The organism is Peribacillus sp. SIMBA_075 (assembly GCF_046534585.1).
Genome location: NZ_JAWRYN010000025.1, coordinates 22,511 through 34,726 on the forward strand (window position 1 = coordinate 22,511; position 12,216 = coordinate 34,726).

Sequence of the window (12,216 nt, forward strand, 5' to 3'; positions counted from 1 at the left end):
GTAAGCATAGAAAAAAAGGGGGATTCCCGATTGGAATCACCCCTCCCCTATTTTATAACCCTTCTTCTAGTTATTGACCGCAATACTGGAATCTATCACTATTAACGACTCCACGCACTCCCGTTCACTTATCCCATCCGTCTGATAAGCGATTTTCCCTCCATGCCTTCCGATGATCATGGCCAGGATTGCTGAAATGCACATGGACATACATTAATCAAAGAGACCCTTGTAATGCTTCCATTTTCTCCTTCTTTCCTACATATACATCAAGCGCAGCCTGCAAAGCCTCTCCCCGATTAACTTGGAACCCTTGGCGCAAAAGGACAGCTTCCAAGGAGGCCAATACAAACAGGATGTTTTCTTTCCTGCAACTGAATCCCATAGTCCCGATTCTCCAGATTTTCCCGTGAAGCGGACCAAATGAGGAAGCGATTTCGATGCCAAATTCATTCAACAGCATGTCTCTTACAGCTTCACCATCGATTCCTTTTGGAATTTCAATGCAAGTTACACACGGAAGTTTGTTTTTCCCATCCCCGAATAACATTAGTCCCATTGCCTTGATCCCTTCAACGAGAGCAGCTTCGTGGAGTTCATGACGGGCAAAGCGCGTTTCCAGACCTTCTTCGAGCACAAGGCGCAATCCTTCACGTAACGCATAAATCATGGAAGTTGCTTCTGTATGATGATTCAAACGACGCGGTCCCCAATAATCCTGCAGCATGCTTAAATCGAAATAATTACTGGCGATCGGACGGCTGAGCGAAACCTGTTGGTTGTCTTCATCCGTCGCAATGCCACGCTCCACCTTTTTGCGGGACTGAATGATTTCTTCTATTCGCTCGTTATACGTAATCGGTGCCATACCCGAAGGAACGGACAAGCACTTTTGTGACCCGCCTATCAATCCATCAATACACCATTCATCCACCTTTACATCGGTGCCCCCAATGGAGGCAACCGCATCCACAACAAGCAGGACACCCCATTCACGGCAGGCCCGCCCGATTTCCTTCAAAGGCTGCATACAACCAGTGGAGGTTTCCCCATGCACGATTGCTGTTATTTTTGGGGAGACTTTCTTGATTTCCGCAATGACTGCTTGCGGTTCGAACACTTCACCCCAAGGACATTCCATCGTATGGACTTCAGCTCCGTATCGCTCACAGATTTCCACCAATAAATGACCGAACCTTCCGAATATAGGAACCAGGACCTTATCCCCCGGCTCAATGATGCTGCATAGAATCGCTTCATTGCCGGATCTTGAGGTGCCATCTATCGGGAACGCCCATTTATTTTTCGTTTGAAAAACCAAACGCAGCATTTCCATCACTTCATTCATGATAGTGGTGAATGCAGGATCGAATTGCCCTAATATCGGTGTGCTCATCGCCCTTAAAACACGCGGGTCAACTTCGACCGGTCCTGGTGTCATGATCGTTCTCATCGGTGCATTCAATTCTGAATATGCCATTTTTACCAACTCCTTCAATAGGCTATTTTATAAAGTATTTCATTAAAAAAATCCGATTCCCTTATCCATATCCATCGCAACAGGTTTGACATCCATCCATTGTGAAACCCCAGCTTCATTTCCTCTTTCTTTGCCAGGGAATCGAGAGTCGAAAATGTCCTTACAAAACCTTTCAAAAACCTCTTCCTCTCCGATGCCATTCGGAACATTGAATTCCGAAGCCAGACGACGCATCCTTCCTTTATGAATGGGAGTGGTGCCCGCATGATCGCTCTTACCAATGATTTTCACCGTATAAAGGCGCTGACGCCCACATATGCGCCGTCATATTCCACCCCATCCTTGTCCGTTTCCATATGGGAACTGGTCGGAATGATTCCACCGGATGGACCCCTAAATCATACACTATCAAAATATATAATAAGTTTTTTCCCATCCTCAGCTTTCATTGCTTTCATTGCCTGCTGAGCGCTCATCCTTTCCTTGGAATATAATATCCGTGTCACCCCATTACTCTCTGTTGCCCCGAAAAAATGCTAACCATTCTATCATCGAACGCAACATCATCCTTTTCATCTATTAATTTTTCGTTTTGATTGCCCATCTTATCGCTTCCCTTCGCAATAGCCTTTGATGTCATGAACATTCACAAAATTTATGTCATCTATTATTTTACTTGCTTTCGCCTTTAACTTCATTGACAATTCTGTTAGTATTTCGGTGTTTTTTTGTGCAAAATAACCAACTGAAAGACAACCAATAATGTGTATATATATACAGATTTCTATGATCAAAAGAACTTTTGTTATAGTCAGCGCCTTATCATATTTCACTGGTGTTTTTTGATAAATTTCTAATTCACATATCTTTTATTTGCTTTTTCTTTTTATAAAGAATTAGACCAAAATGGGGAACAAGTAATCGTGATCACTTGTTCCCCATTTTGGTCTAATATTCACTTATTTTAATCCGAAGCCCCGTATGAATTACTGGTAGAAGTTAAGATATGACACTATGCTGAGCCTCATGAATTTAATAACATTGAATCCTGGTTGGATCTGAATGCCCCAGAAATCACTTAATGTTTACACTTATTTTCCTTCGCTTCAATGCGTCGTCGATGCAGGATAGGCTCAGTATACCCACTTGGTTGGTTATAGCCTTGAAACACTAGGTCGCATGCCGCTTGAAACGCCACTGAGCTGTCGTAATTATCCGCGATACATTGATAGGCTGAATCTCCACGGTTTTGTTCATCCACTACTTTAGCCATTCGTTGTAAAGTCTCCAAAACCTGTCCTTTTGTACAAATTCCGTGGTGAAGCCAGTTAGCGATATGCTGACTCGAAATTCTTAGTGTGGCACGGTCTTCCATCAACCCTATATTGTTGATATCTGGTACTTTGGAACAACCAATTCCTTGTTCTACCCAACGTACAACATAACCGAGGATACCTTGAGCATTGTTATCCAGCTCTTGCTGAATTTCTTCCGGACTCCATTCGGGGTTTTGAGCCACCGGGATTTCCAAAATATCATCACGTAAATTTACTGGATTCTTTTTCAACTCATCTTGCACCTTTTTTACATCCACTTGATGATAATGAAGAGCATGCAATGTCGCTGCAGTCGGTGAAGGCACCCATGCTGTATTCGCCCCCGCTTTCAGATGGCCAATCTTTTGCGTTAGCATTTCCGCCATCATATCAGGTATTGCCCACATTCCCTTACCAATTTGAGCTCGACCTTGAAAACCGGTTGCTAGACCTACATTGACATTCGATTTTTCATAACCTTGTAGCCACTTTGATCCTTTCATGTTATTTTTGAGGATCATAGGTCCAGCTTCCATAGAAGTATGAATTTCGTCTCCCGTTCGATCTAAGAAGCCTGTATTAATAAATGCCACCCTTTCTTTAACTTGGCGGATACAAGCTTTCAAGTTCAATGAAGTTCGACGTTCTTCGTCCATAACACCAATTTTCAGTGTATTTCGCTGTAGACCAAGCATGTCTTCCACACGATCAAAGAGCTCATTGGCAAAAGCCACCTCTTCGGATCCATGCATTTTTGGCTTAACGATATAAACTGATCCTTTAGATGAATTTTGATATTTACCATTCCCCAACAGGGAATGTTTGGCAAGTAAACTGGTCATGACTGTATCCATAATCCCTTCAGGAATCTCTTCACCATTTGCATCCAGGACTGCGTTTGTGGTCATTAAGTGTCCCACGTTACGGACAAACATAAGTGAACGACCAGGTAAAGAGAATTCTTCTCCATTTGGTGCTCTGTATAAACGATCCGGGTTCATTGTACGTGTCATCATTTTATTATCCTTTTTGAAAGTTACAGCCAGATCCCCCCTCATAAGACCTAACCAATTTCGATAGACCAGGACTTTATCTTCAGCATCCACTGCCGCAACAGAATCCTCACAATCCATAATGGTCGTAAGAGTAGATTCCATTAGAATGTCCTTAACGCCTGCTTTATCTATTTTACCGATCGGATGACTTCTATCAATCTGAATTTCAAAATGCAACCCATTATTTTTTAATAATATCGCCGATGGATTTCCGCATTCACCTTGATTGCCAACTAACTTAGATTCCTCTCCTAAACTTGTAATTTCTCCATTTCTGAGTGTAACAGCTAATTTCCCATCCACTACTGTATATTTCACAGCGTCTTTATGTGAATGATCCTTTAAAGGAGTTACTTGATCAAGAAAATCCTTTGCAAATGAAATGACTTCTCCACCGCGTACTTCATTGTAGCTCCCTTCTCGGTAGGCTCCTTCTTTTTCGCTAATAACATCTGTACCATATAGGGCATTATAAAGGCTTCCCCACCTTGCATTTGAAGCGTTAATAGCATAACGAGCATTATCAACCGGGACAACTAGCTGCGGACCGGCTTGGAAGGCAATTTCATCATCTACCCCTTCTGTCGTAATATGAAAGTCTTCTCCTTCAGGTTCGAGATAGCCAATTTCTTGTAAAAATGTTTTATATTCAGCAAAATCCATCTCTTTATTTTCTCTATGCCATGTATTGATATTGGTTTGAATTTCATCACGACGAGCTAACAATTTTTTGTTTTTTGGAGACATGTCATGTACCAATTTTTCAAAATCAACCCAAAATTGTTCCTGATTCAGTCTGCTTCCAGGCAACCCATCTTTATTGATAAATTCAAAAAGTACCGAAGCCACTTGAAGATTACCTACTTTCACATATTCTCCCATGATGTATTCCTCCTCTAAAAATTAGTTCGACTCCCGGCATACGCCGAGATAATTTTCTTAAACCAGGTGATCTCTCCTCCCTTTGAACGGGTTCAATACTTAATTTATTTTCGATTTCGAGTTCTCAAATTTATTGTTTTGTTTTCTTATAATCAATTTCAAGTTTATCGTTAGAGATGTCCAATATAGTCAGTATGGTATGAACACCTTTTTTTCTTCACTCGTAAAATGAAAGCCCATTTTTTTTAGTATATTCACTTGGTGTTTCCATTTTCAGGCAGATAGATCGGTTACTGCCCGACCTCCAACTTATTCATTAATTTATTCCAATTAATGAATTTCTCCAAAAAGATCGATATAATGACACCCATAATGAGACCATTGGTAATGAAAGGCTGCAAGAGGACAGGTATACTGCCGAATAATGCTGGCGGGATATTCATAATGCTAACTCCAACTAGGACCGGCCCTGCTAAACGGAGTATCGTTTCAGAGTTGAATAACGTTCCTTTCAAACTGTTTAATGCGGTGCCGAACAATTGAAGGTATGCGACAAATAATACAGCGTTACCTATTGTTAATGGTATTGTTCCTAAGAATCTCCCTAATGGCGGAATAACTCCAATGAGAGTAAACAAAAATCCGCTTATAATGAATGGCTTTCGTTTGAATAACTTGGTACTTTGTAAAAAACCTATCGTAGATGTAAATGGTGTAAAAGGGACCAAGCCAAAAATCGAAGTGATGAACGCAAAAATACCTGTTACAAAAATAGATCTCCTGTATTGACTATGTTCCACCTTTTCCTTGTAAACATCTGCAACAGCTTGAATAGAAGCGAAAGAATTCGTTAAATTCAGAAGGACAGCAAAAAAGGAAACAAAAATAATACCAATATTCAAGTTTGGAGTTCCAAGGGGAAAGAAAGTGAATGCCATACCTGAAGAGCTAGCCGTCGGAAGATCTGAAGGGAAAATAATTCGATATAATGACCATCCTACGATAATTCCGATCAGGATTGAGAAATTGCCTAGTATTTTCCCTCCTTTAATCCTTAAAAAACCGACGAAGATGACAATCAAGATTGAAAACAAACTGACAGGGAGATCAATTGTTCCACTTTCGGTTATTTTAAACATACCTTTGAAGAAAATAAAGATGAGCTGAAAGGTCAGTAAAAATATATAAACACTTATCACCATTGGCTTAATTACTTTTTGTATGATATAAATCAGGTTAAATGCCGCAAGCAGTACGGTTACAGCTCCAGCCAGCAAAATACCTGTTGCAATCCCTCCCCCTACGGTTGCAAAATCCAATCCGAGTGCAGATGCAGAGATGCCCATATTTATCATCAGACCCCACATTAGCCCTGAATGGCTGTCCAATAATGGATAACGGTGCCCAACCCATGCCTGCAGAATACAGGATATTCCGGTAAAGATAAAGGAGCACCTTATCGTCATTTCAATTGTTTCTGTAGGAAGCTGGAATGCTGCTCCTACAGAAATTGGTACGACAACCGTATTGGCAAAAATAAAAAAAAGCCACTGTAAAGAGGAGAATAATGTTACAGTAACTCCTTGCTGTTTCATCTTAATCATCACCATTTCCGATTTCTGGATTTTCATAAAATCTGTTTGCTAGTTTTTAAGGAAGCCAATCGTAGAAATTACAAAATCATCACTTTTTATAAATAAAAATATAAGCGAAGCGCTGTCTTCATTACAATCGCTTCGCCTTAATCACTTTTTTTGTTTTTAAAAGAAGAAACTTAAATTATTTTGTAATGTTTAATAAACTTAGCCTTTTTCTAATATCTTGTTATATCCATAGGCAATGCCCCTGCAGCAAAGCCTACAAACATGAATCGGCTGTTTCCTGTATTGCGCATTCCATGGATTTGATTAGGCTTGGCCAATACTACCATTCCTTTTCTGATCGTGATCTCATTCTCTAGATCAGGAAAGTATGTTCCTTCCCCCTCAATGCAGACCCAAATATCATCAACATTCGAATGGGAATGTAAAAATACTTCCTGCTCAGGTTCAAGACACCAAACTGCCCCAACAGTTTTATCCGTTTCATAGAAATAATTTTTTTGTGGTGCATTAGAATCGAATTTTGCTATTTTATCGATTTCAAAAACTCTTTCCTCTATTATCGACTTTTTGTTCAAAATTACATTCTGGTCCATACCTCGGCACCTCTTTTATATTTAATGGTTTTGAATTACACTTACCGGATCTCCCTAAAATACAATTCTGCCGCATTAAATCTCTTGAAGTTGTCATCTACTCATTTCTTCTAAATGTTGTGACCTTTTACAAGGATGCATCACGATTACAATCTTTAGAGTAAACATATGTTAAACTTTCTCTGCCTACCGCATAGGCAGCTTGATGTACATATGGACCCATAAAAATGTAATCTCCTTTCTTTACAGGAACCCACTGATTATCCAGGTTATACATCCCTTCTCCCGAGAGTAAGTAGGCTCCATGTTCTTGCACATGTGTTTCGATGAACGGATGAGATGCAGCGGGATCAAAGGAAAGAATATGAAAATTCATATCAAAATCTATATCAGCAGGCAAAAGATCCTTAAGATGGACATTATGCATATCATCATAAATCCTGAATTCAATGTTGTTCGCATGGTTTGAATAAACCCATGGCCTCCGTCCTTCAAGTGGACGATACTTTTGCTTATATAGGAATAGTTTAGAATCTCCATCCGATTGGTTTTCTAAATACATCTTTGTTCCTGGCGGACAATATAAATAACCGCTTTCATCAAGGACAAACTCCTGTTCACCTGCAGCAGCTTTTATTTTCCCTTCAATAACATAGACAAATGTCTCAACATCTTCTTGTCCACCAAACCCTTCGCTGTTCTTTCCATCCTTTTGCATTGTCACAATGTAATCGACAAAGCTTGCTCCAAGCTTTGGAGAACCCAAAATGGAAATGATACAATTCTCAAATCCCGGTACAACATTATTGACCAATCCTTCAGGTGCAATTAAAGCATATTTACCGTGCTCAATTATTGATCTGCTTGCTAATAAATCTTTAGGATAACCCATCTTTTAAACTCTCCCTTTAATCGTATTTTATTTGAAATATGTGACTCATGGTGTGCCCTGTTCCCGCTGTAAATCAACTTATAATTGAAGCTTCTTTCCATATATTATTGGCTTGTGATAGAAACGATTAAGTCCCTTATATAAATATTAACCGCTTTCATTTAATTAGTCTTTATGCCTAATCGATAAAAACGTTTTATATTTTTGTTCATTATAGATAAAAAGGTTTTCTCCAGTCCTTTATGCTTAACAATCCTAGATTTTAATTTTTTCCACAGTGGTAATGCTTCCATTTTCAAAAACAATATCCCCATTGACGATCGTTGTTGTTACTTGCCCTTTGAATGTCCTGCCAACATAAGGCGACTGCTGATGGCGGTAGAACAAATCTTCCTTTTTAAGCTCGAAGCTTTTGTTCAGATTAACTATCGCCAGATCAGCGTCGCTATCAACGGCTATTATCCCTTTATGGGGATAAAGGCCAAATAACTTAGCTGGATTTGTTGATGTTAATTCAACAATTTTCCCCAGAGGAAGATTACGGTTGAAATGCCCCTCTGTCAACATAATATTGAGCGTAGATTGAGCACCGGAAATCCCACCCCAGGCACTGAAAAAGTCATCATTTATTACTTCTTTCATAGAGGCAGGTGCTGGGGAATGGTCGGATGCTATTACGTCAATTTCACCGTTTGCTACAGCTTCCCATAATTGTTCTACTTCTTCATCATCACGCAGTGGAGGGCAGCATTTTGCCAATCCGCCTTTTTCCTCTAAGTCTTTTAATGTCAAAGATAAATAATGAGGGCATGTTTCTACCGTAATATCCAGGCCTCTTTGTTTTGCCTGATTGATGACTTCCACTACTTTGCGGCTGCTCGCATGAACAATGTGCAGTTTACAACCTGTAGCTTCTGCATATGAAATTATTCTTCTTACCGCTTCAATTTCGGAAATTATCGGTCTTGATTCGACGAAGTCTTTTGCAGTCGTCTTTTTTTGTCTTTGTTTTTCTTGTGCAAGCTGATCACAAATCACTGTACTTTCAGCATGAACTGCTAAAAGTGAACCTACAGAGGCAATTTCTGTCATCCCTTTAAAAATCGTAATATCATCGACATGATTGAAATCGACAATTCCGCTCGGTGACATAAAAGCTTTAAATCCAATTACTCCATTTTCATCAAGTTCCTTAATATTCTCAATATTTTCTGGTATAAGTCCACCCCAAAAGCGGCAATTGACTACCGACTTTTCTTCGGAGCAAGCTCTCTTTAATTCCAAATATTCTTTATTGATCGTTGGTGGTGTACTGTTCAATGGCATATCAAAATAAGTTGTCACCCCACCTGCCGCTAAACTTCTGCTACCAGTTTGAACACCTTCCCACTCAGTTCTGCCTGGCTCGTTGAAATGAACATGAGTATCAATTAATCCTGGGAGGATGTGCTGCCCCTCAGCATTAATTTCTCTTGTTGCTAAAGCATCAATATTTTTGCCAATAGTCACTTCTTTAATTTTCCCTTCCTTAATTGCAATATCTCCCTGAACAATCGAATTAAACATTACAAGATTTCCATTTCTAATGAGTAAATCATATGTAGCCATAGGTTCATTCCTTTCTATGGGAAATCAAATTTTATAAAAACTTTTAAGGAGAATCCTCTTTTACAAGTTGCATAATGAAGAAACGAACATCTTGCTTCGGGCAGCTGAAATCGTATATATTCGAAATTAAATACAACTATTGCATTCTGAACATCGTTTTGAGATTTAATAGATTCCACTAAAACTTCTATCAAGCAATTTTGGAATGAAACGTACAATCCATTTCCCCAACTTAATCGCATCCACCTTTTTGCAGACAGGAAGCGAGATGCACAGCTTTGGCTGTTATCTTGTTTTGTACGGCATTTCCTCCGCGGTCTTCATTGTTTACTCCTGCTTCAATAATTTTTAAATATTCTGACTTTTCCTCTAACTATTTCACGTTTCCATCAATTAAGCCCCTTTAACCACATCCTCTCGTTCCTGTTGCGCTTTTTAAACAAGGCTCTTTTCGTAAAGATTGTTGTTTTTAAAACGAAACTATTTTAGGTTGATTGGAGCGGAAGTGCGAGACTCCTGCGGGAGCAGCGGGACAGGTGAGACCCCACAGGCGTCTACGCCGAGGAGGCTCACCGCCCGCACCAAGGAAAGCGAGCACCTGGAGGGGAAATCAACCACACTGCACTACTTCGTAAATAGCAATGCGAAAGCAGCCTTAAACAAAAACAATATAGATGAACGAATGCGAGCATCGTACCTGAGAAAAATGATAGAGAACTGGCGGATTGTATACGCTTCAAAATATAAATATAGTTTCTAAATATAATAAGAACTTGGGATTTATGAATGTAAAAAAAAATCTTGAAAACAGTTTCATTAACCTTCAATCCTCTATACAATTGATTATAAGCGGATTCATTCACAAAATCATTATGCGATGTAAACAATTTCCATTTAAATTTTTGTCCAAATTTAACAAGATTCGTTTGCTTCCCTTTCTAGTAATAAAAACTGACAAAATGTAGAATTAGAAGGTGTATGATGAAAAAGGTAGAAGATTTATTTATCGTTGATGTGTTTCAAGAAGCCAAAATTATTGCTGGACATGCCGGACTTAAAAGGAAAGTAGAATCAATTGAGATTTCAGAAACACCAGATGCCATCAATTATTTAGCTAAGAACTCACTATTATTGACAACAGGATACGCTTTTAAAAACGACCCTCATGCATTATGCAATCTCATTTCCCAAATTAATGAACTTCCATGTGCAGGGATTGCCATTAAACTAAAAAGATTCATTGATAAGATCCCGCAGGATGTAATCGAATTGGCTGACTCATTAGAATTTCCTATTATTCAAATCCCAGAAACATTAACATTAGGTGCGGTTGCTCATCAATTATTAAGCTTTATATGGGATAACCAAATTGAAGAGTTATTCTATGCGATGCATATTCACAAGGAATTTACCAATATGATGATAAAAGGCTACAGTCTGAATTCTTTAATTGAAAATCTTGGCTCCCTATTAAAATGTCCTGTTCTCCTACTTGATCCTATTGGTGATGTGACATCCTTTTCTCATCATTTTCGTACAGGAAATATGAAAATCGTTATGAAAAATGTTCAAGAACACATTAAACGTGATATAGAAACATACCTAGAGAAAAACCAGCTCACAATCGACATCCAGAATACGGACATTTCTATAAAAATGTTTCGGGTGAAAACAATGCGTCCCTATCCCTATTTTCTATTAATTCTTCACCCTGAGAAGCTTTCATACCCATCATCACAATTAGCTATAGAACAAGCATCAACAGTCATTTCATTCACGCTGCTTAAAAACGAGGCTATTAGAGAAAACAGTCGTTTGTTAGAAAATAACTTTTTTGCTTCCCTTGTTGATGGAAAGATTTCTAACAAACAAGAAATTATTCATAGGGGAAAACAGCATGGCTTAATCGACAATATGAAATACGTATGCATTGTATGTAAGATTGATGATGATAAACAAAACGCTTTACAAAAAAGTGCAGACATAATGAATAGATTATACGACTATTTATATAAATTTTTACATAAATCATTTTTAAAAATAGATACTAACAACATCGTTTTTATGAAAGATGGATATTTTGTTATTTTGATGCAAGCTCCTCTGAATATTAATGATTCGATTAAAAGCATAATAGAAGAAAGGCTGAAGGAGTTCCAGAATGAGGCTTATTCAAATCTAAAAGTTTCGTTGTCGTTTGGAGTTGGTAACTTTTCTAATGACCTTACCTATATCCACCTTACATACGAAGAGGCAGTGGAAGCATGGACAAATGGGGCTGAACTGTTTCAAAATAAATTTATCAACTTTTACGAAACCAAGCAATTAATCGAACTGATTCGGCTAATTCCCGAAAAAGATTTAAAAAAATTTTATGAAAATACTTTACGTTCTTTATCCTACCCGAAAAATAAAGATGAAAAAGACTTAGTTAATACCTTATTGGTATATTTGGATAATAATTGTGAACTTGCTATTACATCCAGGAAACTGTTTGTTCACCGTAATACCGTTAAATACCGAATTGCCAAATGTGAGGACATGTTGAATTATTCCGTTCATGATGCAAAAAACTCACTTCATTTACGTATAGCTTTACTCATGAGTTCAATTTTCAGGGGTAATAGTGATTAATAAGTTATTGTAATCACTACTAAAGCAGATATTGACTGAAGGTAAACTGCCCACGCAGACAGAGATCAATATAAAGAGAAAATCTCGACTTTATTTTCTGGAGGTTCTTGGATAATGGAGGAATCCAGGAATTTCAGTGGCTTTTTTATGAA

The 12,216-nt window shown here is 38.5% G+C and carries 8 protein-coding genes; 1 reads left to right on the forward strand and 7 read right to left on the reverse strand.

All coding sequences use genetic code 11. The features are described 5' to 3' along the window. Positions 1-217: 217 nt before the first annotated feature. The 7 genes from SB775_RS17380 to SB775_RS17410 form a co-directional block, all read right to left on the reverse strand. Positions 218-1,480 (reverse strand): pyridoxal-phosphate-dependent aminotransferase family protein, encoded by a 1,263-nt coding sequence (locus SB775_RS17380; protein WP_410862445.1) that lies wholly within the window; start codon positions 1,478-1,480, stop codon positions 218-220. 42 nt (positions 1,481-1,522) lie between these two features. Next, a complete protein-coding gene (locus SB775_RS17385; protein WP_410862447.1) occupies positions 1,523-1,771 on the reverse strand; it encodes a hypothetical protein in 249 nt (82 codons plus the stop codon). Positions 1,772-2,558: 787 nt separating this feature from the next. After that, positions 2,559-4,733: a malate synthase G gene (locus tag SB775_RS17390; RefSeq protein ID WP_410862449.1), complete on the reverse strand. Its 2,175-nt coding sequence runs from the start codon at positions 4,731-4,733 to the stop codon at positions 2,559-2,561. Between the two features lie 290 nt (positions 4,734-5,023). Next, on the reverse strand, positions 5,024-6,328 hold the full coding sequence (locus SB775_RS17395; RefSeq protein ID WP_410862451.1) for a uracil/xanthine transporter: 1,305 nt from the start codon (positions 6,326-6,328) through the stop codon (positions 5,024-5,026). Between the two features lie 218 nt (positions 6,329-6,546). Continuing rightward, on the reverse strand, positions 6,547-6,930 hold the full coding sequence (locus SB775_RS17400) for a cupin domain-containing protein (protein ID WP_207117649.1): 384 nt from the start codon (positions 6,928-6,930) through the stop codon (positions 6,547-6,549). A gap of 127 nt (positions 6,931-7,057) precedes the next feature. After that, entirely contained in the window at positions 7,058-7,822 is a 765-nt protein-coding gene (gene allE, locus SB775_RS17405) for a (S)-ureidoglycine aminohydrolase (protein WP_053533988.1), read from the reverse strand. Between the two features lie 255 nt (positions 7,823-8,077). Further along, complete coding sequence (locus tag SB775_RS17410) at positions 8,078-9,430, reverse strand: allantoinase (RefSeq protein ID WP_410862453.1); 1,353 nt, start codon at positions 9,428-9,430, stop codon at positions 8,078-8,080. Positions 9,431-10,411: 981 nt separating this feature from the next. On the opposite strand from SB775_RS17410, the gene SB775_RS17415 reads away from it, so the two are divergent. Further along, positions 10,412-12,064 (forward strand): PucR family transcriptional regulator, encoded by a 1,653-nt coding sequence (locus SB775_RS17415; protein WP_410862454.1) that lies wholly within the window; start codon positions 10,412-10,414, stop codon positions 12,062-12,064. Positions 12,065-12,216 lie beyond the last annotated feature (152 nt).